At 60.4% G+C, this 25,742-nt stretch carries 23 protein-coding genes; 15 read left to right on the plus strand and 8 right to left on the minus strand.

The features are described 5' to 3' along the window. From frr to rpsB, 4 genes are all read right to left on the minus strand, one after another. A complete protein-coding gene (gene frr / locus AC07W4_RS00220) occupies positions 1 to 558 on the minus strand; it encodes a ribosome recycling factor (protein ID WP_007978385.1) in 558 nt (185 codons plus the stop codon). Next, entirely contained in the window at positions 555 to 1,298 is a 744-nt protein-coding gene (gene pyrH, locus AC07W4_RS00225) for a UMP kinase (protein ID WP_003222124.1), read from the minus strand. Before pyrH ends, frr begins: the two co-directional genes overlap by 4 nt. Positions 1,299 to 1,508: 210 nt before the next feature. Beyond that, positions 1,509 to 2,372, minus strand: a complete 864-nt coding sequence (gene tsf / locus AC07W4_RS00230) for a translation elongation factor Ts (RefSeq protein WP_008052779.1) — start codon at positions 2,370 to 2,372, stop codon at positions 1,509 to 1,511. Positions 2,373 to 2,561: 189 nt separating this feature from the next. Then, positions 2,562 to 3,299, minus strand: coding sequence for a 30S ribosomal protein S2 (gene rpsB / locus AC07W4_RS00235; RefSeq protein ID WP_008052780.1), 738 nt, complete (start codon positions 3,297 to 3,299; stop codon positions 2,562 to 2,564). 371 nt (positions 3,300 to 3,670) lie between these two features. Between rpsB and map the strand changes: the two genes are divergently transcribed. The 3 genes from map (at position 3,671) to dapC (ending at position 8,552) form a co-directional block, all read left to right on the plus strand. Next, positions 3,671 to 4,453: a type I methionyl aminopeptidase gene (gene map, locus AC07W4_RS00240; protein ID WP_102669828.1), complete on the plus strand. Its 783-nt coding sequence runs from the start codon at positions 3,671 to 3,673 to the stop codon at positions 4,451 to 4,453. 41 nt (positions 4,454 to 4,494) lie between these two features. Next, on the plus strand, positions 4,495 to 7,197 hold the full coding sequence (locus AC07W4_RS00245; protein ID WP_495031091.1) for a [protein-PII] uridylyltransferase: 2,703 nt from the start codon (positions 4,495 to 4,497) through the stop codon (positions 7,195 to 7,197). Between the two features lie 158 nt (positions 7,198 to 7,355). After that, positions 7,356 to 8,552: a succinyldiaminopimelate transaminase gene (dapC, locus tag AC07W4_RS00250; protein ID WP_495031092.1), complete on the plus strand. Its 1,197-nt coding sequence runs from the start codon at positions 7,356 to 7,358 to the stop codon at positions 8,550 to 8,552. Between the two features lie 10 nt (positions 8,553 to 8,562). Here the strand turns inward: dapC and AC07W4_RS00255 are convergent, their stop codons facing one another. Beyond that, positions 8,563 to 10,194 (minus strand): Na+/H+ antiporter, encoded by a 1,632-nt coding sequence (locus tag AC07W4_RS00255; RefSeq protein ID WP_495031093.1) that lies wholly within the window; start codon positions 10,192 to 10,194, stop codon positions 8,563 to 8,565. A 348-nt stretch (positions 10,195 to 10,542) separates the two neighbouring features. Between AC07W4_RS00255 and AC07W4_RS00260 the strand changes: the two genes are divergently transcribed. The 4 genes from AC07W4_RS00260 (at position 10,543) to AC07W4_RS00275 (ending at position 13,667) form a co-directional block, all read left to right on the plus strand. Continuing rightward, positions 10,543 to 10,851 carry an arsenate reductase gene (locus AC07W4_RS00260; protein WP_238538813.1) on the plus strand — a complete coding sequence of 103 codons (309 nt, stop codon included), beginning with the start codon at positions 10,543 to 10,545 and terminating at the stop codon, positions 10,849 to 10,851. A 32-nt stretch (positions 10,852 to 10,883) separates the two neighbouring features. Next, positions 10,884 to 11,918 (plus strand): 2,3,4,5-tetrahydropyridine-2,6-dicarboxylate N-succinyltransferase, encoded by a 1,035-nt coding sequence (gene dapD / locus AC07W4_RS00265; protein WP_495031094.1) that lies wholly within the window; start codon positions 10,884 to 10,886, stop codon positions 11,916 to 11,918. 142 nt (positions 11,919 to 12,060) lie between these two features. Then, positions 12,061 to 13,266 carry an aminotransferase class V-fold PLP-dependent enzyme gene (locus AC07W4_RS00270; protein ID WP_008052794.1) on the plus strand — a complete coding sequence of 402 codons (1,206 nt, stop codon included), beginning with the start codon at positions 12,061 to 12,063 and terminating at the stop codon, positions 13,264 to 13,266. Beyond that, positions 13,263 to 13,667, plus strand: coding sequence for a SufE family protein (locus tag AC07W4_RS00275; RefSeq protein WP_495031095.1), 405 nt, complete (start codon positions 13,263 to 13,265; stop codon positions 13,665 to 13,667). Before AC07W4_RS00270 ends, AC07W4_RS00275 begins: the two co-directional genes overlap by 4 nt. A 117-nt stretch (positions 13,668 to 13,784) precedes the next feature. Here the strand turns inward: AC07W4_RS00275 and tcdA are convergent, their stop codons facing one another. Beyond that, on the minus strand, positions 13,785 to 14,597 hold the full coding sequence (gene tcdA, locus AC07W4_RS00280) for a tRNA cyclic N6-threonylcarbamoyladenosine(37) synthase TcdA (RefSeq protein WP_442967262.1): 813 nt from the start codon (positions 14,595 to 14,597) through the stop codon (positions 13,785 to 13,787). A 270-nt stretch (positions 14,598 to 14,867) separates the two neighbouring features. Here tcdA and AC07W4_RS00285 point away from each other — a divergent pair, with 270 nt between their 5' ends. The 4 genes from AC07W4_RS00285 to AC07W4_RS00300 all read left to right on the plus strand — a co-directional run bounded on the left by AC07W4_RS00285 (position 14,868) and on the right by AC07W4_RS00300 (position 20,090). Beyond that, a complete protein-coding gene (locus AC07W4_RS00285; protein ID WP_495031096.1) occupies positions 14,868 to 17,459 on the plus strand; it encodes a glycosyltransferase in 2,592 nt (863 codons plus the stop codon). A gap of 216 nt (positions 17,460 to 17,675) precedes the next feature. Then, positions 17,676 to 18,827, plus strand: coding sequence for a succinyl-diaminopimelate desuccinylase (dapE, locus tag AC07W4_RS00290; RefSeq protein ID WP_008052798.1), 1,152 nt, complete (start codon positions 17,676 to 17,678; stop codon positions 18,825 to 18,827). Continuing rightward, positions 18,827 to 19,636, plus strand: coding sequence for a putative RNA methyltransferase (locus tag AC07W4_RS00295; RefSeq protein ID WP_495031097.1), 810 nt, complete (start codon positions 18,827 to 18,829; stop codon positions 19,634 to 19,636). The genes dapE and AC07W4_RS00295 overlap by 1 nt, the downstream gene beginning before the upstream one ends. 76 nt (positions 19,637 to 19,712) lie before the next feature. Next, a complete protein-coding gene (locus tag AC07W4_RS00300; protein WP_008052800.1) occupies positions 19,713 to 20,090 on the plus strand; it encodes a hypothetical protein in 378 nt (125 codons plus the stop codon). 125 nt (positions 20,091 to 20,215) lie between these two features. Here the strand turns inward: AC07W4_RS00300 and AC07W4_RS00305 are convergent, their stop codons facing one another. Further along, positions 20,216 to 20,425 carry a cold shock domain-containing protein gene (locus AC07W4_RS00305; RefSeq protein ID WP_007954750.1) on the minus strand — a complete coding sequence of 70 codons (210 nt, stop codon included), beginning with the start codon at positions 20,423 to 20,425 and terminating at the stop codon, positions 20,216 to 20,218. Positions 20,426 to 20,661: 236 nt separating this feature from the next. Here AC07W4_RS00305 and plsB point away from each other — a divergent pair, with 236 nt between their 5' ends. From plsB to AC07W4_RS00325, 4 genes are all read left to right on the plus strand, one after another. Beyond that, complete coding sequence (gene plsB / locus AC07W4_RS00310) at positions 20,662 to 23,154, plus strand: glycerol-3-phosphate 1-O-acyltransferase PlsB (RefSeq protein WP_495031098.1); 2,493 nt, start codon at positions 20,662 to 20,664, stop codon at positions 23,152 to 23,154. Between the two features lie 169 nt (positions 23,155 to 23,323). Continuing rightward, the gene (locus AC07W4_RS00315; protein WP_495031099.1) at positions 23,324 to 23,665 is read left to right on the plus strand and encodes a YbaY family lipoprotein; all 342 of its coding nucleotides are present in this window, start codon (positions 23,324 to 23,326) and stop codon (positions 23,663 to 23,665) included. 100 nt (positions 23,666 to 23,765) lie between these two features. Continuing rightward, on the plus strand, positions 23,766 to 24,164 hold the full coding sequence (locus AC07W4_RS00320; protein WP_495031100.1) for a YbaY family lipoprotein: 399 nt from the start codon (positions 23,766 to 23,768) through the stop codon (positions 24,162 to 24,164). Between the two features lie 30 nt (positions 24,165 to 24,194). Then, positions 24,195 to 24,884, plus strand: a complete 690-nt coding sequence (locus AC07W4_RS00325) for a DUF4197 domain-containing protein (RefSeq protein ID WP_007995770.1) — start codon at positions 24,195 to 24,197, stop codon at positions 24,882 to 24,884. A 66-nt stretch (positions 24,885 to 24,950) separates the two neighbouring features. Here AC07W4_RS00325 and AC07W4_RS00330 read toward each other — a convergent pair whose 3' ends face one another. After that, positions 24,951 to 25,226, minus strand: a complete 276-nt coding sequence (locus AC07W4_RS00330) for a DUF6124 family protein (RefSeq protein ID WP_008052805.1) — start codon at positions 25,224 to 25,226, stop codon at positions 24,951 to 24,953. Between the last annotated feature and the right edge of the window lie 516 nt (positions 25,227 to 25,742).

A 25,742-nucleotide genomic window follows, 5' to 3' on the forward strand; every position in this document is an offset into this window, starting at 1 on the left:
TTATACGGCCATCAGGTCTTTTTCTTTCTCCGCCAACTTAGCGTCGATTTCAGCTACGAACTTCTTGGTCAGGTCGTCGATCTCGCCAGTGGCGCGACGCTCTTCGTCTTCGCTGATTTCCTTTTCCTTGACCAGATCCTTCAGCGAGCTGTTTGCATCGCGACGGATGTTGCGCACGGCAACACGGGCATCTTCAGCTACATCACGAGCCTGCTTGGTGAAACCGCGACGGGTTTCTTCGGTCAGGGCCGGCATGCTGATCAGCAGCAGCTCACCAAGGTTGGTCGGGTTCAGGTTCAAGCCTGCACTGCCGATCGCCTTGTCGACGGCGCCCAGCATGTTGCGCTCGAAGGCAACGACTTGCAGGGTACGGGCATCTTTGACGGTGATGTTGGCCACTTGCTTGATCGGGGTGTCGGAACCGTAGTACGGCACCATCACGCCTTCCAGGATGCTCGGGTGCGCTTGACCGGTACGAATGCGGCCGAAGTTGTGCGCCAGCGATTCCACGGACTTCTGCATGCGTTCTTTAGCGTCTTTCTTGATTTCGTTGATCATTGTTGGCCTTCCTCGATCAGGGTTCCTTCAGCGCCGCCATGCACGATGTTCAGCAGGGCGCCGGGCTTGTTCATGTTAAATACGCGCAGCGGCATCTTGTGGTCGCGGCACAGGCAAATGGCCGTCAGGTCCATCACACCCAGCTTGCGATCCAGCACTTCATCGTAGGTCAGATGATCGAACTTCTCGGCATGCGGGTCTTTGAACGGGTCAGCGGTGTAGACGCCATCGACCTTGGTCGCCTTGAGCACGACATCGGCATCGATTTCGATTGCACGCAGGCAGGCGGCCGAATCCGTCGTAAAGAACGGGTTGCCGGTACCGGCCGCGAAAATCACCACGTCCTTGGAGTTCAGGTGGCGCATGGCTTTGCGACGATCGTAGTGATCGGTCACGCCAACCATGGAAATAGCGGACATCACGATGGCCGAGATGTTGGCGCGCTCGAGGGCGTCGCGCATGGCCAGGGCGTTCATCACAGTGGCCAGCATGCCCATGTGGTCGCCGGTGACCCGGTCCATGCCAGCCTTGCTCAGCGCTTCACCGCGGAACAGGTTGCCACCACCGATAACCAGACCGACCTGAACACCGATGCCGACCAACTGGCCAACTTCCAATGCCATGCGATCCAGAACTTTCGGATCGATCCCGAACTCTTCCGAGCCCATCAGGGCCTCGCCGCTAAGCTTGAGTAGAATGCGTTTATAGCGAGCCTGATAACCACTGCCCTGCTGAGCCATTGCGAATCTCTCCTGCGGCGTATTTTAAAAATTCTTTGCGAGCTGTTTACAGCTGGCGTTCAATCTAGCTTGGCGCTGCTTCAGCGCCATCGGAACATGGCTTTGTAAGCCAGTTCCAAAGGGAAACCAAATAAAAATTGATCCCCCATCTGAAAAGAGGCTGCGCGCGTGAGCGGGCAGCCTCTTCTGGGCGACAGTTAAAAAACCGTCTTATTGCTTGGCGGCAGCCAGCTGGGCAGCAACTTCTTCTGCGAAGTTGTCCACTGGCTTCTCGATGCCTTCGCCTACTTTGAAGTAAGTGAAGGAAACGATTTCAGCGCCGGCTTTCTTGGCCAGGGCACCTACGGTGACTTCCGGGTTCATGACGAAAGCTTGCTCGACCAGGCTGGCTTCGGCCAGGAACTTGGTGATGCGACCGGCAATCATCTTCTCGACGATTTCAGCTGGCTTGCCTTTCATCTTGTCTTCGTTCAGGGTCAGGAAAACACCCTTCTCGCGCTCGATGGCTTCCGGCGAAACCTGCGATGGCAGCAGGAACTCAGGGTTGCTTGCCGCCACGTGCATGGCGATCTCTTTGGCCAGCTGAACATCGCCGCCCTTGAGAACAACAGCAACACCGATCTTGTTACCGTGCAGGTAGGTGCCGACAACGTCGCCCTCTACGCGTACCAGGCGACGAATGTTGACGTTCTCGCCTACTTTGGCAACCAGTGCTTCACGAGCCGATTCCTGAGCGGCGATCAGCGGAGCTGCGTCGGTCAGTTTTTCGTCGAAAGCTTTTTCTACACAGGCAGCAACGAAGTTCTTGAAGTCGTCTTGCAGGGCCAGGAAGTCGGTCTGCGAGTTGACTTCCAGCAGCACGGCTGCCTTGTCGTCAGCCTTGATGGCGATAGCGCCTTCAGCAGCAACGTTGCCGGCTTTCTTGGCAGCCTTGATGGCGCCCGAAGCACGCATGTCATCAATGGCTTTCTCGATGTCGCCGCCAGCCTTGGTCAAGGCCTTTTTGCAGTCCATCATGCCTTCGCCAGTACGCTCGCGCAGTTCTTTGACCAACGCTGCAGTAATCTCTGCCATTTCAAAATCCTCTTGGATAGGTTTTCAACCATTCCACCCGATCGAACGGGCGATCAATTCTTCCCGAACCACCCTTGTTAGCTGCCGCACGTTACAGATAGAGCAGTGGGCGCCGACAAATGGTTTTCGAGGTGGCAAAAAGGGGGCCAAGCCCCCTTTTTGCTTACTGAGTCAACGCCAAGGCGTCAATTACTCAGCTGCAGCCTGAGTTTCTTCAGCTGCGAACTCTACAGTGCCGCCGGCAACATTGTTGCGACCACGGATAACAGCGTCAGCCATCGAACCCATGTACAGCTGGATAGCGCGGATTGCGTCATCGTTGCCTGGGATGATGTAGTCAACGCCTTCCGGGCTGCTGTTGGTATCGACTACGCCGATAACCGGGATGCCCAGCTTGTTGGCTTCGGTGATCGCGATGCGCTCGTGATCAACGTCGATAACGAACAGAGCGTCTGGCAGACCGCCCATGTCCTTGATACCACCCAGGGAACGATCCAGCTTTTCCAGGTCACGAGTGCGCATCAGCGCTTCTTTCTTGGTCAGCTTGGCGAAAGTACCGTCTTCGGCTTGAACTTCAAGGTCACGCAGACGCTTGATGGAAGCACGGATGGTTTTGAAGTTGGTCAGCATGCCGCCCAACCAGCGGTGATCGACGTACGGCGAACCGCAGCGTGCTGCTTCTTCAGCAACGATCTTGCCAGCGGAGCGCTTGGTGCCGACGAACAGAATCTTGTTTTTGCCCTGGGCCAGACGCTCTACGAAAGTCAGAGCTTCGTTGAACATTGGCAGGGTTTTTTCAAGGTTGATAATGTGGATCTTGTTACGCGCGCCGAAAATGTACTTGCCCATTTTCGGGTTCCAGTAACGGGTCTGGTGACCGAAGTGCACACCGGCCTTCAGCATATCGCGCATGTTGACTTGGGACATGATAGTTCCTTAATAAGTCGGGTTTGGCCTCCACGTATCCCAATGACCAACCAGCAGCATCAGCTGAAGGCACCCAGGTCATCGTGTCGACACGTGTGTGGATTTAGGCTTTACGGGACATCCCCGGAAAGCGGCGCATTTTATACCACAAGACGAGGCAAAACGAAACCCGGATTCTGAAATCCTGGCGAGCGTTTTGCTCCTTCCCTTGGAATCCGCCAAGAATGCACCATTCTATAGAGAGAAGCGATGCACACAGGCGCAGATTTGCGCTGATCGTCTGGTAGAATCGCATTTTTCAGGGCCGCGAAGTTTGATCGCGCAATGCCCTTTTCGTTTAGAAAGCGCCGCCTGGCGCAGAGAGAGCCTGTATGACCGTCACCCTCAAAACCCCCGAGGATATCGCCAAGATGCGCATCGCCGGCAAACTGGCCGCCGATGTGCTGGAAATGATTGCCGAATACGTCAAGCCGGGCGTTACCACCGATCAACTGAACCAGATCTGCCACGACTACATCGTCAATGAGCAGAAAGCCATCCCTGCCCCGCTCAACTACAAGGGCTATCCAAAGTCGATCTGCACGTCGATCAACCATGTGGTCTGCCACGGCATCCCGAACGACAAGCCGCTCAAGGATGGCGACACCCTGAACATCGACGTCACCGTCATCAAGGACGGTTACCACGGCGACACCAGCCGCATGTTCCACGTCGGCAACGTGCCAGTCTGGGCCGAGCGTCTGTCCCAGGTAACCCAGGAGTGCATGTATAAGGCGATCGAGATCGTCAAACCCGGCTGCCGCCTGGGCGACATCGGCGAAATCATCCAGAAGCACGCGGAAAAGAACGGCTTCTCGGTGGTTCGCGAATTCTGCGGCCATGGTATCGGCAAGGTATTTCACGAAGAGCCGCAGATCCTGCACTACGGCCGCGCGGGCACCGGTATGGAACTCAAGGCCGGCATGACCTTCACCATCGAGCCGATGATCAACCAGGGCCGTGCCGACACCAAGGTATTGGGCGACGGCTGGACCGCGATCACCAAGGACCGCAAGCTCTCGGCACAGTGGGAACACACCCTGCTGGTGACCGAAACCGGTTACGAGATCTTCACCTTGCGCAGCGATGACACCATCCCTCGCGTTTCGGCCTGATCCCGCCACCGAACCTCGCCTATAGAAAGGAAAGCCAATCGATGCCGCAGGTGGATCCCGAACTCTTCGACCGCGGCCAGTTCCAGGCTGAACTGGCCCTGAAGGCAAGCCCGATCTCGGCCTTCAAGAAGGCGATCCGCCAGGCCCGCGAAGTGCTCGATACGCGCTTTCGCAATGGCCGGGACATTCGCCGGCTGATCGAGGATCGCGCCTGGTTCGTCGATAACATCCTGCAAAAGGCCTGGGAGCAGTTCAGCTGGAGCGAGGACGCCGACATCGCGCTGGTCGCGGTCGGCGGCTACGGCCGTGGCGAATTGCACCCTTATTCCGATATCGACTTGCTGATCCTGCTGGACAGCGCCGACCACGAGGTTTTCCGCGATTCCATCGAGCGTTTTCTGACGCTGTTGTGGGACATCGGCCTGGAGGTCGGCCAGAGCGTTCGCTCGGTCGACGAATGCGCCGTCGAGGCCCGCGCCGACCTGACGGTCGTCACCAACCTGATGGAAAGCCGCACCATCGCAGGCCCCGAGCATCTGCGCCAGCGCATGCTGGACGTCACCGGCACCGGGCACATGTGGCCGAGCAAGGACTTCTTCCTGGCCAAGCGTGCCGAACAAAAGGCCCGCCACCACAAGTACAACGACACCGAATACAACCTGGAACCCAACGTCAAAGGCTCACCCGGCGGCCTGCGGGATATCCAGACGATTCTGTGGGTGGCCCGTCGCGAGTACGGCACCCTGAACCTGCGGGCACTGGCTGGGGAAGGATTCCTGGTCGAAAGTGAAAACGCCCTGCTCGCCTCCTCCCAGGAGTTCCTGTGGAAGGTTCGCTATGCCCTGCACATGCTCGCCGGTCGTTCCGAAGACCGCCTGCTGTTCGATCACCAGCGCACCATTGCCGGACTGCTAGGCTTCAAAGGCGACGACGCCAAGCAAGCCATCGAAAACTTCATGCAGCAGTATTACCGGGTGGTCATGAGCATCGCCCAACTCAGCGACCTGATCATCCAGCACTTCGAGGAAGTCATCCTCGCACCTGAAGACGAATCACCACCGCAGCCAATCAACTCGCGTTTCCAGCTGCATGACGGCTACATCGAGGCACGCAACGACAACGTTTTCCGCCGTACCCCGTTCGCCATGCTCGAAATCTTCGTGCTGATGGCCCAGCAGCCGGAAATCAAGGGCGTTCGCGCCGACACCATTCGTCTGCTGCGGGAACACCGCCACCTGATCGACGACGACTTCCGCAACGATATTCGCAACACCAGCCTGTTTATCGAGCTGTTCAAGTGCAAGATCGGCATCCACCGCAACCTGCGGCGGATGAACCGTTACGGCATCCTGGGGCGCTACCTGCCCGAATTCGGCTTTATCGTCGGGCAGATGCAGCATGACCTGTTCCACATCTATACAGTCGATGCCCATACCCTGAACCTGATCAAGCACCTGCGTAAGTTGCAGTACACCCAGGTGTCGGAAAAATTTCCGCTGGCCAGCAAGCTCATGGGCAAACTGCCCAAACCCGAACTGATCTACATGGCCGGCCTCTACCACGACATCGGCAAAGGCCGACATGGCGACCACTCGGACATCGGAGCAGTCGATGCCGAGGCGTTTTGCCAGCGCCATCAGCTGCCAGTGTGGGACAGCCGCCTGATCGTGTGGCTGGTGCAGAACCACCTGGTGATGTCGACCACCGCCCAGCGCAAGGACTTGTCCGACCCGCAGGTGATCCACGACTTTGCCCAGATCGTCGGTGACGAAACCCGCCTCGACTACCTGTATGTGCTGACCGTCTCCGACATCAACGCCACCAACCCGACCCTGTGGAACTCCTGGCGCGCCAGCCTGCTGCGTCAGCTCTACACCGAGACCAAGCGCGCCCTGCGTCGCGGCCTGGAGAACCCGGTGGATCGCGAAGAGCAGATCCGCCAGACCCAGAGCGCCGCCCTGGATATCCTGGTGCGCGGCGGCACCGACCCGGACGATGTCGAGCAGTTGTGGGCGCAACTGGGTGATGACTATTTTCTGCGCCACACGGCCGGCGACGTGGCCTGGCACAGTGACGCGATCCTCCAGCAACCGGCCGACGGCGGGCCGCTGGTGCTGATCAAGGAGACCACCCAGCGCGAGTTCGAAGGTGGCACGCAGATCTTCATCTATGCCCCCGACCAGCACGACTTCTTTGCCGTGACCGTGGCCGCGATGGACCAGCTCAACCTGAACATTCACGACGCCCGGGTCATCACCTCCAGCAGCCAGTTCACCCTCGACACCTATATCGTGCTCGACACCGACGGCGACTCGATTGGCGACAACCCGGCGCGGGTCAAACAGATCCGCGAAGGCCTGACCGAAGCCCTGCGCAACCCTGACGACTACCCGACCATCATCCAGCGCCGGGTGCCACGTCAGCTCAAGCATTTCGCCTTTGCACCACAGGTGACGATCCACAACGATGCCCAGCGCCAGGTGACGGTGCTCGAACTCACCGCTCCCGACCGCCCGGGCCTGCTGGCGCGGATCGGCACGATCTTCCTGGAGTTCGACCTGTCACTGCAGAATGCCAAGATCGCCACCCTCGGCGAGCGCGTGGAAGACGTGTTCTTCATCACCGACGCCAACAACCACCCTCTTTCCGATCCGCTGCTGTGCAGCCGATTACAGGATGCAATCGTCGAGCAGTTGAGCGTCAACCAGGAACCCGATATCAAACTGTCGCGCATCAGCATCTGACTTAACAACGGCCCGCTTTTTGTAGGAGCGAGCTTGCTCGCGATGAACTCAAATACGCCGCGTTATTCTGGCAAGAACGCGTTATCGTTGACGACCATCGCGAGCAAGCTCGCTCCTACAGGGACCAGCGCCGCTCCAACACCGAACGAGATTTATCGATGAACAACGCTCTGTCCCAGCTCCAGCCTTACCCGTTCGAAAAGCTCCGCGCCTTGCTCGGCAGCGTCACGCCCAACCCGGACAAGCGTCCGATTGCACTGTCCATCGGCGAGCCGAAACACCGTTCGCCGAGCTTTGTCGCCGAGGCCCTGGCCAGCAATCTGGAAAAAATGGCCGTGTACCCGACCACCCTCGGCATCCCGGAGCTGCGTGAAGCCATTGCTGCATGGTGCGAACGCCGCTTCGATGTCCCAAAGGGCTGGATCGACCCCGCGCGCAACGTGCTGCCGGTCAATGGTACCCGCGAGGCCCTGTTCGCCTTCACCCAGACCGTGGTCAACCGTGGCGATGACGCACTGGTGGTCAGTCCGAACCCGTTCTACCAGATCTACGAAGGCGCGGCCTTTCTCGCCGGCGCCAAGCCGCATTACCTGCCGTGCCTGGACGAAAACGGCTTCAACCCGGACTTCGACGCGGTTTCTGCGGACATCTGGAAACGCTGCCAGATTCTGTTCCTGTGCTCGCCGGGCAACCCGACCGGTGCCCTGATCCCGGTCGAGACCCTGAAAAAGCTGATTGCCCTGGCCGATGAACACGATTTCGTGATCGCCGCGGACGAGTGCTACAGCGAACTGTACTTCGACGAACAAACGCCGCCACCGGGCCTGCTCAGCGCCTGCGCGGAACTGGGTCGCAAGGACTTCAAGCGTTGCGTGGTGTTCCATAGCCTGTCCAAGCGCTCCAACCTGCCAGGCCTGCGCTCGGGCTTTGTAGCCGGTGATGCCGACGTCCTCAAGGGCTTCCTGCTCTACCGCACCTACCACGGCTGTGCGATGCCGGTTCAGACGCAACTGGCCAGCGTTGCTGCGTGGAATGACGAAGTACACGTACGCGCCAACCGGGCGCTGTATCGCGAGAAGTTTGATGCGGTGCTTGAAATCCTCAGCCCGGTGCTGGACGTACAGCGGCCGGATGGCAGTTTCTACCTGTGGCCGAATGTCGCCGGTGACGACGCAGCGTTCTGCCGCGACCTGTTCGAGCAGGAGCACGTGACGGTAGTGCCTGGCTCATACCTGTCGCGGGACGTCGATGGCGTCAACCCGGGGGCCGGGCGCGTGCGCATGGCGCTGGTTGCGCCGTTGGCAGAATGTGTCGAGGCTGCCGAGCGTATTCGTGCGTTCATCCAGCGCCGGTAGGAGCCAGGCGTTACTTCACCTGGCCAAGCTTGGCCTCACTCAGATCCAGCTCCCCCAACACCTCACGCAACACGTCATCGCCAATCTGGTGATGACGACTCAGGCTGTAAAGCTCCAGGCGCTGCGCCCGCAGCGCCTTCACGCGTAGACGTCGCTCCAGCAAGTCCATCTGAAACGCCAGGGCCTGGGCCTCTGCCGAATCATTGAACACCTCCAACTGATGCCGGTACTCGGACATGATTCTCGCCTTGAGCTCCGCCGCCAAAGCAGATTCAGCGGCGTCCTGGGGATTGACCTCCTCCGTTTCGAGGGCATGAATCGCCGCCTCTGCTGTCTTGCGCCAAGCCTCGCGCACTTCATTGCGTCGCTTGTCGTCCGGGCTGGCCTCGATGCCGCGCAACAACAGTGGCAGCGCAATGCAGGCCGCAATCAACGACAGCAGAATCACCCCGGCGGCGATGAATATCAGCAGGTCGCGCTCGGGAAACGCACTGGCCCCCATGAGCATCGGCACCGACATCACACCCGCCAGCGTCACCGCACCACGCACGCCGCCGACGGTCAGCAACCAGCAGGAACGCGCGCTGGGCACCCGTGTCAGCTCAGCTTTGCCGCGCCAGCGCCGCAGCAGAATTGACAGCCGCCAGATGCTCTGTACCCAAACGAACCGCAAAACCAGCAGCACCAGGAAAATCGCCACCACGTCCAGCCCGCGATACAGCAACGTCGGCCATAGCGAAGTTTCGTGGCTGGCCACCGCCTTGATGATGTCCGGCAACTGCAACCCCAACAGCAGGAAGATCAAACCGTTGAAGGCGAACTCCAGCAATGACCAGACACTTCGATTGAGCAAGCGCGTGTTGGTCTGGCGCGGCAGCAGGTCGAGCCAGCTCTGCATCATCCCCGCCGCCACCGCTGACAGGATGCCTGACACCTCCATGCGCTCGGCCAGCACGTAGGCCGCAAACGGCAACAGCAACATGAACACCACGTGCGTCGCCGGATCATCCCAGCCCCGCGCGATCATCCACGCCCGCATACGACCGACCAGCCAGCTCAAGGCCACCCCGACGGTCAGCCCGCCCACCGCGACCAGTACAAACGTCAAGCTGGCATTGGCCAGCGAGAACACGCCGGTAACCGCTGCCACCAGGGCAAACTTGAACGTTACCAGGCCCGAGGCATCGTTCATCAGCGCCTCGCCCTGCAAGATGTGCATCAACGGGGTCGGCAGTCGATTGCGGGAAATGGCCGACACCGCCACCGCGTCCGTTGGTGACAGCACGGCCGCGAGGGCAAACGCCACCGGCAACGGCACACCAGGCAGCAGCCAATGAATGAAATACCCGGCGCCGACCACCGTGAACAGCACCAGGCCCACCGCCAGGGTCAGGATCGGGCCACGCAGGTGCCAGAATTCGCGCTTGGGCATGCGCCAGCCGTCGGAGAACAACAGTGGCGGCAGGAACAGAAACAAGAACAGTTCGGGATCGAGGGCTACATGCAGGCCGAGCGTCGGCCAGGCAAGCAGGGCACCGGCGGCAATCTGCACCAACGGCAACGGCAGCGGAACCACCCGTCCGATCAGGCGCGAAACGCCGACCAGCATCAACAGGATCAGGACGGTGTAGGCGGTTTGCATAAAGCGTGGTTCCCGGACAATCGACAGCATTGAAGTGCCATATTAGCCGCTTAGACTTGGCCTGACCGTTGTACCAATGTCGCACGCCGGCACACCACAATCCCTGTGGGAGCGGGCTTGCTCGCGAAGAGGGAGTGTCAGTCGACATTGATTGACCAGATACACCGCATTCGCGAGCAAGCCCGCTCCCACATTGGATTTGCGCTGTCAGTCACCACAGCCGCCGCGAAACCGTCCGGTCATGGCATAATCCGTCACCTTTATATTTACGGCACCTGCAAAGGGGGCAATTCCTTGACCGTTTCAAGCAAAACGTTGCACCTTTTCGGCATCAAAGCCTGCGACACCATGAAAAAGGCGCGCACCTGGCTCGATGAACACGCTGTCAGCTATGACTTTCATGATTACAAAGCGGTCGGTATCGACCGTGAACACCTGACCCAATGGTGCAACGAGCACGGCTGGGAAGTGGTGTTGAACCGTGCAGGCACGACCTTTCGCAAGCTCGACGACGAACGCAAAGCCGATCTCGACCAGACGAAAGCCATCGAACTGATGCTCGCACAACCCTCGATGATCAAGCGCCCGGTGCTCGATCTCGGTGACCGAACCCTGATTGGCTTCAAGCCAGATATCTACGCGGCCGCGCTCAAGTAAGCAGCCCGTTCAATTTTGTTAGAGGTATACACATGTCCGCTACCCTGTTCAGCCTGGCCTTCGGCGTCGGCACTCAAAACCGTCAAGGCGCATGGCTGGAAGTGTTCTACGCCGCCCCGGTCCTCAAGCCATCGGCTGAAGTCGTCGCTGCTATCGCACCGATCCTGGGCTACACCGAAGGCAATCAGGCCATCGCATTCAGCACCGCCCAGGCCTCGCAACTGGCTGAAGCGCTCAAAGGCATCGACGCTGCCCAGGCTGCCCTGCTGACCCGCCTGGCCGAGAGCCACAAGCCGCTGGTCGCGACCCTGCTGGCTGAAGACACCCAGCTGTCGTCCACCCCTGAGGCCTACCTCAAGCTGCACCTGCTGAGCCATCGCCTGGTCAAGCCCCACGGCCTGAACCTGGCCGGGATCTTCCCGCTGCTGCCAAACGTGGCCTGGACCAGCCAGGGCGCGGTCGACCTGAGCGAACTGGCCGAACTGCAACTCGAAGCCCGCCTGCGCGGCGAGCTGCTGGAAGTGTTCTCTGTGGACAAATTCCCGAAAATGACTGACTACGTGGTTCCGGCCGGCGTGCGCATCGCTGATGCTGCGCGTCTGCGCCTGGGCGCTTACGTGGGCGAAGGCACCACCGTGATGCACGAAGGTTTCATCAACTTCAACGCCGGCACCGAAGGCCCGGGCATGATCGAAGGCCGCGTATCCGCTGGCGTATTCGTCGGCAAGGGTTCGGACCTGGGCGGCGGCTGCTCGACCATGGGCACCCTGTCGGGCGGCGGCAACATCGTGATCAAGGTCGGCGAAGGCTGCCTGATCGGCGCCAATGCCGGTATCGGTATTCCGTTGGGCGACCGCAACACCGTCGAGTCGGGCCTGTACCTGACCGCCGGCACCAAAGTCGCGCTGCTGGACGAGAACAATCAACTGGTCAAAGTGGTCAAGGCCCGTGATCTGGCCGGCCAGACCGACCTGCTGTTCCGTCGCAATTCGCAGACCGGTGCCGTGGAATGCAAAACCCACAAATCGGCCATCGAACTGAACGAAGCGCTGCACGCTCACAACTAAGCAGCACGCATCACCTATGTAGGAGCGAGCTTGCTCGCGATGGACGTCAACGATAACGCGCGGCATCAGACAGCCCGTGTCGTCCACACGATCATCGCGAGCAAGCTCGCTCCTACAGGGGTCAGGCGTACAGGCGAACACCATGATGATTCTCTCTCCCTGGCGCGCCGATTTTCCGGCCATCGCCGCCCTGCAACGGCAAGACCAGACCTATCTGGACAACGCCGCCACCACGCAAAAACCTCAGGCCCTGCTCGATGCCCTCGCGCATTACTACGCCAACGGCGCGGCCAACGTGCATCGGGCGCAACACTTGCCCGGCGCCCACGCCACCCAGGCATTCGAAGACAGCCGCCGCAAAGTCGCGCAATGGCTCAATGCCGGCGATAGCGGGCAGATCATCTTTACCCACGGCGCGACGTCCGCGCTGAATCTCCTGGCCTATGGCCTTGAACATCTTTTCAATCCGGGCGACGAGATTGTCATCAGCGCCCTGGAGCATCACGCCAACCTGCTGCCTTGGCAGCAACTGGCGCACCGTCGCGAGCTGAAACTGGTGATCCTGCCGCTGGATGCCGACGGCGTGATCGACCTTGAAGCCGCCGCCGGTTTGATCAGTCCACGCACGCGTCTGTTGGCCGTCAGCCAGTTGTCCAACGTGATTGGCGCATGGCAGCCACTGCCTGAATTACTGGCATTGGCCAAGGCGCACAACGCCCTGACCGTGATCGATGGTGCCCAGGGCGTGGTCCATGGCCGCCACGACGTGCAAGCGCTGGGCTGCGATTTTTATGTGTTCTCCAGCCACAAGCTTTACGGCCCCGATGGCCTGGGCGTGTTGTTCGGGCGCCATACGGCGCTGAAACAACTGCGTCCCTGGCAATTCGGCGGCGAAATGGTGCTCGATGCCAATTACCACGACGCACGCTTTCGCCCGGCACCGCTGGGCTTCGAGGCCGGGACGCCGCCGATTGCCAGCGTGATCGGCCTGGGAGCGACCCTGGACTACCTCGCCGGGCTCGATCAGGACGCCGTGTCCGCCCATGAAGCGGCGCTGCATGCCTGTCTGCTCAAGGGCCTGGAGGCGCGCAACGGCATTCGCCTGCTGGGCAAGCCGCAAGTGGCGCTGGCCAGTTTCACCGTCGAGGGTGTGCATAACTCCGATCTCGCGCATTTGCTGACCGAACAAGGGATCGCAGTGCGTGCCGGCCATCACTGTGCGATGCCGCTACTCAAACGCTTCGAACTGGCCGGAGCGATTCGGGTGTCGTTGGCGCTGTACAACGATTCCGAAGACCTGGAGCGGTTCTTTGAAGCCCTGGATCAGGCGCTGGAGCTATTGCGATGAACCTGCCCGCCGACGCCGTGACGGCACTGGACACCTTTCAGAAAGCCGCCGGCTGGGAACAACGCGCACGCCTGCTGATGCAATGGGGCGAGCGTCTGCCGGCGTTGAGTGATGCACAGATGTGCGATGCCAACCGGGTGCACGGCTGTGAAAGCCAGGTGTGGCTGGTGGGCGAATTGCGCGATGGCCACTGGCAATTCAGCGCCAACAGCGATGCGCGGTTGATTCGCGGGCTAGTGGCGTTGCTGCTGGCGCGGGTCAACGGCTTGTCCGCGGCTGAGTTGCAGCAGGTGGATCTGCCGGACTGGTTCAATCAGCTTGGGTTGGGGCGGCAGTTGTCTGAATCCCGTAGTAATGGCTTGAATGCGGTGCTTCAGCGGATGCGGGAGTTGGCGCAGTAACGGGGCCGCTTCGCAGCCCATCGCGAGCAAGCCCGCTCCCACAGGGGTATGCATTCCAAATGTGGGAGCGGCGGTGCGGCGATCCGACTTGCCCGCGAAGAGACCATCAGCAGCACTTTAAACTTGCGGTTTGACCCGCTCCGCCGGCCGCCGCACACCCGCCACAATCTTGTCCACAGCCTTGGTCGCCGCGACCATGCCGAAGGTCGCCGTCACCATCATCACTGCGCCAAACCCGCCGGCACAGTCGAGCTTCACGCCATCCCCGACAAAACTCTTCTGCAGGCAAATGCTGCCGTCCGGTTTCGGGTAGCGCAGTTGTTCGGTGGAAAACACGCACGGCACGCTGTAATGGCGGGTCACGGTGCGTGAGAAGCCGTAGTCGCGGCGCAGCGTGGAGCGCACTTTCGACGCCAACGGATCGTTGAACGTGCGATTGAGATCGCAGACCTGGATCAATGTCGGGTCAATCTGCCCGCCTGCGCCGCCGGTGGTGATGATCTGGATCTTGCGCCGTTTGCACCAGGCGATCAGCGCGGCCTTGGCGTTGACGCTGTCGATGCAGTCGATCACGCAGTCGATGTTCGGTGTGATGTACTCGGCCATGGTCTCGCGGGTGACGAAGTCAGGCACAGCGTGCACCGTGCAGTCCGGGTTGATCCCGCGCAGACGCTCGGCCATCACCTCGACCTTGGGCTTGCCCACAGTGCTGTCCAGCGCGTGCAACTGGCGGTTGGCATTGCTGACGCAGACGTCGTCCAGATCGAACAGCGAAATCTCGCCCACGCCACAACGGGCCATGGCTTCCGCCGCCCAGGAGCCGACACCACCGACGCCGACGATCGCCACATGGGCCGCGCGCAGGCGCTCAAGGCCTTCGATGCCATACAAACGGGCGATGCCAGCAAACCGCGGATCTTCTGTACTCATGACCATTACCCCAAAAACCGGCGCGCATTATAGAGCCGTCGGCGCCCAAGAGCATCATTGCGCTATGAACGGGCAACATCCACGAAAACTACATCGAACAAAGATTTGCCCTACACGCTCTAAAGAAAGAACTTAAACCGACTTGGATTGCCCAATGTCAGGCAATTCCCTGTCTGCTGTACGACCAGAGAATGCCCGGTGTAGGATGCGCGCCCCTTGGCGACCGCCAACCGTTCCTTCGTTCCACAGTCTTTGGAACCCGAAATAACTATGTCATCGCGTAAATTTGGACTCAACCTGGTCGTGGTGCTCGCCATCGCTGCCTTGTTTACCGGCTTCTGGGCGCTGATCAACCGCCCGGTCACCGCCCCCAACTGGCCTGAACAGATCTCCGGCTTCTCGTACTCGCCATTCCAGCAGGGCCAGTTCCCGCAGAAGGACCAGTTCCCGACCGACGATCAAATGCGTCGCGACCTGGAGATCATGAGCAAGCTGACGGACAACATCCGCATCTACTCGGTCGATGGCACGCTGCAAAACATCCCGAAGCTGGCGGAAGAGTTCGGCTTGCGGGTGACCCTGGGGATCTGGATCAGCCCGGACCAGGAACGCAACGAACGGGAAATCACCCGCGCCATTGAAATCGCCAACTCCTCGCGCAGCGTGGTTCGCGTGGTGGTCGGCAACGAAGCGATTTACCGCAAGGAAATCACCGCCCAGGAACTCAGCGTCATGCTCGATCGCGTGCGCGCTGCCGTGAAAGTGCCGGTGACCACGTCCGAACAGTGGCACGTGTGGGAAGAACATCCGGAACTGGCCAAGCACGTCGACCTGATCGCCGCGCACATCCTGCCTTACTGGGAGTTCGTCCCGATGGACAAGGCCGGGCAGTTCGTCCTCGACCGCGCCCGCGACCTGAAAAAGATGTTCCCGAAAAAACCACTGCTGCTGTCCGAGGTGGGCTGGCCGAGCAACGGCCGCATGCGCGGTGGCGCCGATGCCTCCCCGGCGGACCAGGCGATCTACCTGCGAACCCTGGTCAACAAGCTCAACCGCCAGGGCTTCAACTACTTCGTGATCGAAGCGTTTGACCAGCCGTGGAAAGCCAGCGACGAAGGCTCCGTCGGCGCCTACTGGGGCGTGTTCAACGCCGCGCGCCAGCAGAAATTCAACTTCGAAGGCCCGGTGGTGGCGATTCCGCAATGGCGCGTATTGGCCATTGGCTCGGTGGTATTGGCGCTGTTGTCGCTGACCCTGCTGATGATCGACGGCTCGGCCCTGCGCCAGCGTGGCCGTACCTTCCTGACCTTCATTGCGTTCCTGTGTGGTTCGGTGCTGGTGTGGATCGGTTACGACTACAGCCAGCAATACAGCACCTGGTTCAGCCTGACGGTGGGCTTCTTGCTCGCCCTCGGTGCGCTCGGGGTGTTTATCGTGCTGCTGACCGAAGCCCATGAACTGGCCGAAGCCGTGTGGGTGCACAAGCGCCGGCGCGAGTTCCTGCCGGTGGAAGGCGACTCCAGCTACCGTCCGAAAGTGTCGATCCATGTGCCCTGCTACAACGAGCCGCCGGAGATGGTCAAACAGACCCTCAACGCCTTGGCCAACCTCGACTATCCGGACTTCGAAGTCCTGATCATCGACAACAACACCAAGGACCCGGCGGTCTGGGAACCGGTGCGAGATTACTGCGCAACCCTCGGCCCGCGCTTCAAGTTCTTCCACGTGGCACCACTGGCCGGCTTCAAGGGCGGCGCGCTGAACTACCTGATCCCGCACACCGCCAAGGATGCCGAAGTGATCGCGGTGATCGACTCCGATTACTGCGTGCACCCGAACTGGCTCAAGCACATGGTGCCGCACTTCGCCGACCCGAAAATCGCCGTGGTGCAATCGCCGCAGGATTATCGCGACCAGAACGAAAGCACCTTCAAGAAGCTCTGCTACGCGGAATACAAAGGCTTCTTCCACATCGGCATGGTGACCCGCAACGACCGCGACGCGATCATCCAGCACGGCACCATGACCATGACCCGCCGCTCGGTGCTCGAAGAACTGGGCTGGGCCGACTGGTGCATCTGTGAAGACGCCGAGCTGGGCCTGCGGGTATTCGAAAAAGGCTTGTCGGCGGCGTATTACCACACCAGCTACGGCAAAGGCCTGATGCCCGATACCTTCATCGACTTCAAGAAACAGCGTTTCCGCTGGGCCTACGGAGCGATTCAAATCATCAAGCGCCACACCGCCAGCCTGCTGCGCGGCAAGGACACCGAGCTGACCCGTGGCCAGCGCTACCACTTCCTCGCGGGCTGGTTGCCGTGGGTGGCGGACGGCATGAACATCTTCTTCACCGTCGGCGCACTGTTGTGGTCGGCGGCGATGATCATCGTGCCGCACCGGGTCGATCCGCCGCTGCTGATCTTCGCAATCCCGCCATTGGCGCTGTTCGTGTTCAAGGTCGCCAAGATCATCTTCCTCTACCGTCGTGCGGTCGGAGTGAACCTGAAGGATGCCTTCTGCGCGGCATTGGCCGGTCTGGCGCTGTCCCACACCATCGCCAAAGCGGTGCTGTACGGCTTCTTCACCAGCAGCATTCCGTTCTTCCGAACGCCGAAAAACGCCGATAACCACGGCTTCTGGGTGGCGATTTCCGAAGCCCGGGAAGAGATGTTCATCATGTTGCTGTTGTGGGGCGCGGCGCTGGGGATCTTCCTGGTGCAGGGCCTGCCGAGCAACGACATGCGCTTCTGGGTCACCATGCTGCTGGTGCAGTCGCTGCCGTACGTGGCGGCGCTGATCATGGCGTTCCTGTCGTCGCTACCGAAACCGACCGCTGAGCCTGAAACGGCACCTGTCGTCTAAATCTGCGCGGATGCACTAAACGGCGGCCAATGGTCGCCGTTTTGCTTTAAGATAAGCGCCATTTTGCGGGGCTTGGCCCTATCCCTGTGGGAGCGGGCTTGCTCGCGAATGCTTTGTAACAGTCGAGGAGTATGTTGACTGATACACCGCATTCGCGAGCAAGCCCGCTCCCACATGAAAAGCCAAAGCCCAAATCTAATGATTCCGGAGTTTTCCATGACGGCCCACGCCGACCTTTCGCCGACCCTCCAACTCGCCATCGACCTGATCCGCCGTCCGTCCGTGACGCCGATCGACGCCGATTGCCAGAAGCAGATGATGCAGCGCCTGGGCGATGCCGGTTTCACCCTGGAACCGATGCGCATCGAAGATGTGGATAACTTCTGGGCCACCCACGGCCAGAACGACGGTCCGGTACTGTGCTTCGCCGGCCACACCGACGTGGTCCCGACCGGCCCGGTGGCGGCCTGGCAGATCGAGCCGTTCAACGCACTGATCGATGAACACGGCATGCTCTGCGGCCGTGGCGCCGCCGACATGAAAGGCAGCCTCGCCGCCATGACCGTCGCCTCCGAGCGTTTTGTCGCCGACTACCCGAATCACAAGGGCAAAGTCGCGTTCCTGATCACCAGCGACGAAGAAGGCCCGGCGCACCACGGCACCAAGGCGGTGGTTGAACGCCTGGCCGCGCGCAAGGAGCGTCTGGACTGGTGCATTGTCGGCGAGCCTTCGAGCACCACCCTGGTGGGTGACGTGGTCAAGAACGGCCGTCGCGGCTCCCTTGGCGCCAAGCTGACCGTGCGCGGCGTGCAAGGTCACGTGGCCTACCCGCACCTGGCGAAGAACCCGATCCACCTCGCTGCCCCGGCCCTGGCCGAACTGGCTGCCGAGCACTGGGACCACGGCAACGATTTCTTCCCGCCGACCAGTTTCCAGATCTCCAACGTCAATTCCGGCACCGGCGCGACCAACGTCATCCCGGGTGACCTGGTGGCGGTGTTCAACTTCCGTTTCTCCACCGAGTCGACAGTCGAAGGCCTGCAAAAACGCGTGGCGGACATCCTCGACAAGCATGGCCTGGACTGGCACATCGACTGGGCGCTGTCCGGCCTGCCGTTCCTCACCGAACCGGGCGCGCTGCTCGACGCAGTGTCGGCGAGTATCAAGGACATCACTGGTCGTGAAACCAAGGCGTCCACCAGCGGTGGTACCTCCGATGGTCGCTTCATCGCGACCATGGGCACCCAAGTGGTTGAACTGGGTCCGGTCAACGCGACCATCCACCAGGTCAACGAGCGGGTGCTGGCAGCCGATCTCGACGTGCTGACCGAAATCTACTACCAGACCCTGATCAAGTTGCTCGCCTGATGCTTGCGTGCCCGATCTGCAGTGAGCCGCTCAATGCGGTGGACAATGGCGTGGCCTGCCCCGCCGGGCATCGTTTCGACCGCGCGCGCCAGGGTTACTTGAACCTGTTGCCGGTGCAGCACAAAAACAGCCGCGACCCTGGGGATAACCAGGCGATGGTCGAAGCCCGCCGAGACTTTTTGAACGCCGGGCACTACGCCCCGGTGGCCAAGCGTCTGGCGCAGCTGGCTGCTGGTTATGCACCCCGGCACTGGCTGGACATCGGCTGTGGCGAGGGTTATTACACCGCGCAAATCGCCGAGGCACTGCCGGATGCCGAAGGTTATGCCCTGGACATCTCCCGCGAAGCGGTCAAACGCGCCTGCAAACGCAATCCGCAGCTCACCTGGTTGATTGCCAGCATGGCGCGGGTGCCGTTGGCTTCCGGCAGTTGCCAGTTCCTGGCCAGTGTCTTCAGCCCGCTGGATTGGGAAGAAGCCAAGCGCCTGCTCAGTGTTGGCGGCGGCCTGATGAAAGTCGGACCGACCAGCGGCCACCTGATGGAGTTGCGTGAACGGCTGTACGACGAAGTGCGCGAGTACATTGACGACAAGCATCTGGACCTGGTGCCCGAAGGCATGGCACTGGCGCACAGCGAGACGCTGACGTTCAAGCTGACGCTGGACAAGCCGCAGGACCGCGCCAACCTGCTAGCGATGACGCCCCACGGCTGGCGTGCCAGTGCCGAGCGTCGAGCGGCGGTGATCGAACAGACCGAGCCGTTCGAGACCACCGTGTCGATGCGCTACGATTATTTCGTTCTTCAATAACCTTTTGGTCTCGGGCGAGTGCCCGAGACCGGCTAAATCCGCGAATGGATTTTTCAGACCCGCAGTGAGGACATCCATGCGCCAACCCGATATCGAGATTTACCTGAAAGACGCCGACGTCGACCACAAGGCCATTTCCGCCTGGCTCGGCGCGGCATTGGGCCCGTGCACCGATTGGGTCCAGAAGGGCCAGACCTACAAGTGCAAGGCTGGCAATGTGCCAGTGACCTGGCTGCCAAAAGCCGTCGGCAAGTGGAACAGCCTGTACCTGGAAAGCGACCAGACCCCGTGGGACGACGACATCGCCTGCGCCCGCGCCGCGTTTGCCGCGCTGAACGTGGAAGTGCGTTGCGCACCGGGCACCTGGGTCGAGGAAGAAGGTGAAGAGACTGCCGATCGCTGGATTCGCATCAGCGTTGATGGTGAAGAAGAGATCACCTGGAAGACCGCTTAAGAGTCAGCAACACCGATCAAATGTGAGAGCGGGCTTGCTCGCGAATGCGGTGTATCAGTCAAAATTGATGTCGACTGATACACCGCATTCGCGAGCAAGCCCGCTCCCACAGTGGTTTTGCGTGATTACAGGCCTACAACATCCTCAGCCTGCAACCCCTTCTGCCCTTCCACCACCGCGTATTCAACCTGCTGGCCTTCGGTCAGCGAACGGTGGCCTTCACCGCGAATCGCGCGGTAGTGCACGAACACATCCACCCCGTCCTCGCGCTGAATGAAGCCGTAGCCCTTGGCGTCGTTGAACCACTTCACATTGCCGGTTTCGCGTGTTGCCATTTGTTCATACTCCCTTTTTATTATTGATCGGGCTTTTCGCAGGAAAGCCTCGGGAACGTCAGCCTGCGCATACCGGTCCCATAAGGGCAACGGCGACAGAGCGCCGAGTATATGACAGACGTCAAAACTCTCAACAGGAGTTTACTTCGCCGCTTTTTTGCCGATTTTAAGCGAATACGGCACACTATCGGCTGCCCAAGCAAACGCTTGGTTTCATTCACTCACGCAGAAGCCGTATGACCCGTTCCCCGTTCCGCCGTCTTGTGTTTGGCACCCTGCGCCGACTGTTGTACCTCTGGGTTCGCTCCGAGACGATCAACCAGTCGTCGTTCACCCTCAACCTCGACCGCAGTCGTCCGGTGTTCTACGTCCTGCAAAACCCTTCGCTGACCGACCTCGCCGTGGTCGACACCGAGTGCAGCAAGGCCGGCCTGCCACGCCCGGTGCTGCCGGTATCGGTGGGCAACCTGCTGGAACCGGCCGCGTTCTTCTACCTGACACCCGACCCGGACTGGCTCGGCCGCCAGGACAAGCGCGGCGCACCGCCGACACTGACCCGCCTGGTCAGCGCCCTGAGCCAGAACGCCGCCGAAGACGCGCAGATCATTCCGGTCAGCGTGTTCTGGGGCCAGTCGCCGGACAGCGAAAACAGCCCGTGGAAACTCCTGTTCGCCGACAGCTGGGCGGTTACCGGGCGCCTGCGACGCTTGCTGAGCGTCATCGTGCTGGGACGCAAGACCCGCGTGCAGTTCTCCGCGCCGATCCACCTGCGCGAGCTGATCGAACACAACAAGGGCCACGAGCGCACCGTGCGCATGGCCCAGCGCATCCTGCGGGTGCATTTCCGCAACCTGAAGGCCGCGGTGATCGGCCCGGACATCTCCCACCGCCGTAACCTGGTCAAAGGCCTGCTCAACCAGCCACAGGTCAAACAAGCGATCCTCGACGAAGCCGAGCGCGAGAACATCTCGCCGGAGAAAGCCAAAGCCCAGGCGCTGCGCTACGGCAACGAAATCGCCTCGGACTACACCTACACGGCCATCCGTTTTATGGAAGTGGTGCTGAGCTGGTTCTGGAACAAGATCTACGACGGCATCAAGGTCAACCACATCGAAGGCGTGCAGAAGGTCGCCCAGGGTCACGAAGTGATCTACGTGCCGTGCCACCGCAGCCACATCGACTATCTACTGCTGTCCTACCTGCTGTTCCGCAACGGCCTGACCCCGCCGCACATTGCCGCCGGGATCAACCTGAACATGCCGGTGATCGGCGGTCTGCTGCGTCGTGGCGGCGCCTTCTTCATGCGCCGAACGTTCAAGGGCAACCCGCTCTACACCTCGGTGTTCAACGAATACCTGCACACCCTGTTCACCAAGGGTTTTCCGGTGGAGTACTTCGTCGAAGGTGGCCGTTCGCGCACCGGGCGCATGCTGCAACCGAAGACCGGGATGCTGTCGATCACCCTGCGCAGCTTCCTGCGTTCCTCGCGCATGCCCATCGTGTTCGTGCCGGTGTACATCGGCTACGAGCGCGTACTGGAAGGCCGGACTTACCTCGGCGAATTGCGCGGTGCGGCCAAGAAGAAGGAGTCGATTTTCGATATTTTCAAAGTCATCGGCGCGCTCAAACAGCGCTTCGGCCAGGTGGCGGTGAACTTCGGCGAGCCGATCAAACTGGCGGAATTCCTCGACGGCGAACAACCGGACTGGCGTCAGCAGGAACTCGGCCCGCAATTCAGACCCGCCTGGCTCAACGAAACCACCAACCGCCTCGGCGAGAAGGTCGCCCGGCATCTGAACGAAGCGGCAGCGATCAACCCGGTCAATCTGGTGGCACTGGCGCTGCTGTCGACCACCCGACTGGCGCTGGATGATCGGGCCATGGCGCGGGTGCTGGATCTGTACCTGGCGCTGTTGCGCAAGGTGCCGTACTCGCCGCACACCACCCTGCCGGAAGGCGATGGCCGGGCGCTGATCGAGCACGTGAAGGACATGGACCTGCTGTCCGAACAGAGCGATGCCCTGGGCAAGATCCTGTATCTGGACGAACAGAACGCCGTCCTGATGACCTACTACCGCAACAACGTGCTGCACATCTTCGCGCTGCCGGCGCTGCTGGCGAGCTTCTTCCAGAGCGCCTCGCGCATGAGCCGCGAACAGATCCTGCGCTACACCCGCGCGCTGTATCCCTACCTGCAAGCGGAACTGTTCATTCGCTGGTCGCTGGACGAACTGGATGGGGTGATCGACCAATGGCTTGAGGCATTCGTCGAGCAAGGCCTGCTGCGTTTCGAGAACAACGTGTACCTGCGCCCGGCGCCAAGCTCGCGGCATTTCGTGCTGTTGACGCTGCTATCGAAAAGCATCGCCCAGACCCTGCAGCGCTTCTACATGACCGTGTCACTGCTGCTCAACAGCGGCCAGAACAGCATCAGCGCCGAAGAACTGGAAGACCTGTGCACGGTCATGGCCCAGCGCCTGTCGATCCTGCACGGCCTGAACGCCCCGGAATTCTTCGACAAGAGCCTGTTCCGCCACTTCATCCAGACCATGCTCGACCTCGACGTGCTCAAGCGCGATGAAGCGGGCAAGTTGAGCTACCACGAACTGCTCGGTGAACTGGCCGAAGGCGCGGCCAAGCGCGTATTGCCGGCGGAGATTCGTTTGTCGATCCGTCAGGTGGCGCTGCATCGCAGTGAAGATGCGGCGGAGCTGGTCACGCCGCTCTGACTCACTCACATCTCTGCGCGGAAGTTTCATGGCTGAAGCAAGGACGCTACTGACTCATGCCACTTCCTTTTCGCCCCAGTTCGCAGGCATTCCCCTACATAGCAAACGCTGCCTTGACCCTATGCTGGGCGCTCGTCACTACCGACGATCAATCGATAAGGAAATCAATATGAGCAGCGAAACCGTAAAAACCATCAGTGGCAAAGTCCATTACCTGCAAAGGATTGCACTGTCGGCTGACTCGACTCTTCATGTCCGACTGCTGGATGTCAGCCTGCAAGATGTCGTCGCGAAGGAGCTGACCGTTCAGATCACTCCCAATGCAGAAAAAGCCGGGCTGAAATTCAAACTGACGTACAGCTTTGCTGATGTCCTGCCCGGCCATACCTATGCAATCAGCGCGAGCATCACCCACGAAGACCGCCTGATCTTCGCCACCACTCAACAACACCAGGTGGAACTGGGTGCCGATCATGTAGAAGGGCAGGAAGTGCTGGTCAGCCTCGTTTGAGAATATCCCCTCAGGCAAGTTGGGCGATATCCTCGGTAAAATCCGTTAAATTGTCGTTGGCGCCGGTCTTCTTCGGGCGCCAATGACAAGGATTTGCCTCATGAAAAAACTCTCTCTCCTCGGGCTTACGGTTTTGCTCGGCGCCTGCCAATCCATGCAACCTGCCCCGAAAGCCAGCCTCGACGGCGAAGTCTTTTACCTGCAACGCAGCGCCCTGCCGCCCACCGCTACCCTGAGCGTAAGCTTGCAGGACGTGTCCCTGGCCGACGCAACGGCCATTGTCCTCGATGAACAGAAAGGTCAGGTCAAAGGCCAGGTGCCACTGCCGTTTCATCTGAGTTACGATCCGGCGCAGGTCAAGCCGGGTCATCGTTACTCGGTCAGCGCGCGCATCGAAGTCGACGGCAAGCTGATGTTCATCACCACCGAAAACCATGCCGTGCGTCTTGATGGCAAGGACCCGCAACCGCTGAAAATCCGCGTCGACACCGTTCGCTAATTCTCTCTTTTTTTGAACAAGGAAGCTGCCATGCTCCGCCCTACCCTTCGTTTTGCCGGCCTGTGCGCAGGTTTGATGATCTGCGCCAACGCCCTGGCGCTGTCCCTCAGCGACCTGTCGCAGAAAGACGCCACTGGCGGACTCAAGGACGCACTGACCCAAGGCGCGCAACTGGCCGTGAAACAACTCGGCACCCCGGGTGGCTTCAGCAACAACCCCGACGTGAAAATCGAACTGCCGGGCAAACTGGGCAAGGTCGCGAGCAAGATGAAACAGTTCGGCATGGGTGATCAGGTCGATGAACTGGAAGCCAGCATGAACAAGGCGGCGGAAACAGCCGTGACCCAGGCCCAGCCAATCCTCATCGATGCCGTGAAGAAAATGACCGTGGAAGATGCCAAGGGCATCCTCAGCGGCGGCAACGACTCGGCCACCCAATACCTGAACAAGACCAGCCGCGAACAGATCCGCGCCAAGTTCCTGCCGATCGTCAAGCAAGCCACCGACAAGGTCGGCCTGGCCCAGCAGTACAACTCGTTCGCCGGGCAAGCGGCGACCATGGGCGTAGTGGATGCGAAGAATGCCAACGTCGAAAACTACGTCACCGAGCAGGCGCTGAACGGCTTGTTCGAAATGATCGGCAAACAGGAAGAAACCATCCGCCAGAACCCGGCGGCTGCGGCGACCAGTTTGGCGAAGAAGGTGTTTGGGACTTTGTAACTTTTAGCTGACGGCAACAACCGAAGCCCGCTGACCTTCAAAGGTTCAGCGGGCTTTTTCGTTGTGCTATCGAGGCGAATCCAATTGATCCAGCACGCGATTCACCGATAGCTGCGCCAAGACAATCATCTGCTGAATGCCGAGTGTCAGATTGCAGGTTGGGCCGGTCAGGATGGACGACAGTTCGGTTGCCATTACATTGGCTGAAGCGAGAGTTTCATAGGCATGGACCAGCAGGGTTTCGGAATCGACGCCTGGGTGGATGGTGAAAATTGGGCAGGGGCGGCGTGACGCTTGTTTTTCGGACTCAGAGGCGGAGGGGTCTGGACTGTCATTGATCATTGCGAAGCTCCCAAAGTTGGCGCCTAACAAACTATTGGCGGGCTTGCAGTCCCGGTCGCTGAATTGGCAGCGACCGTCAGAGGCTAGTGATCGTGCTTCCGACAGGCAACCTGAAAGTCTTGTGGGAATGGTCTGAATGGTTGGCTTGGGCGATAAACGTTGTTGACTGTCAGGACGCCTTCGCGGGCAAGCCCGCTCCCACAGGGATAGTGGGCATCCGAGAGAATCAGGTCGGCTGACAGGCCGCCATCGCTGGCAAGCCAGCTCCCACAGAACAGCAGAGTTGCGAACACCCGCTTCTCACCACTCATCAGGTCGAGCGTTAGCTCGCCTGCAGCTCTTGATCTTGATCCACCCGCCCCCTCGGGAGGCCTCGTTCCGGTGTTTATCCGGGGATAGGCGCGCAGCGCCGTTCGACGCAGTCGAACTCATTGCATGTAGGTCGAAGCGAAGCCGACCGGAGGGCAATGCCCCCGGATGAATACCGGAGCGAAGGAACGCCGAGCCTTAGCGAGG

It is taken from the genome of Pseudomonas sp. GW821-FHT02A08, assembly GCF_059422045.1.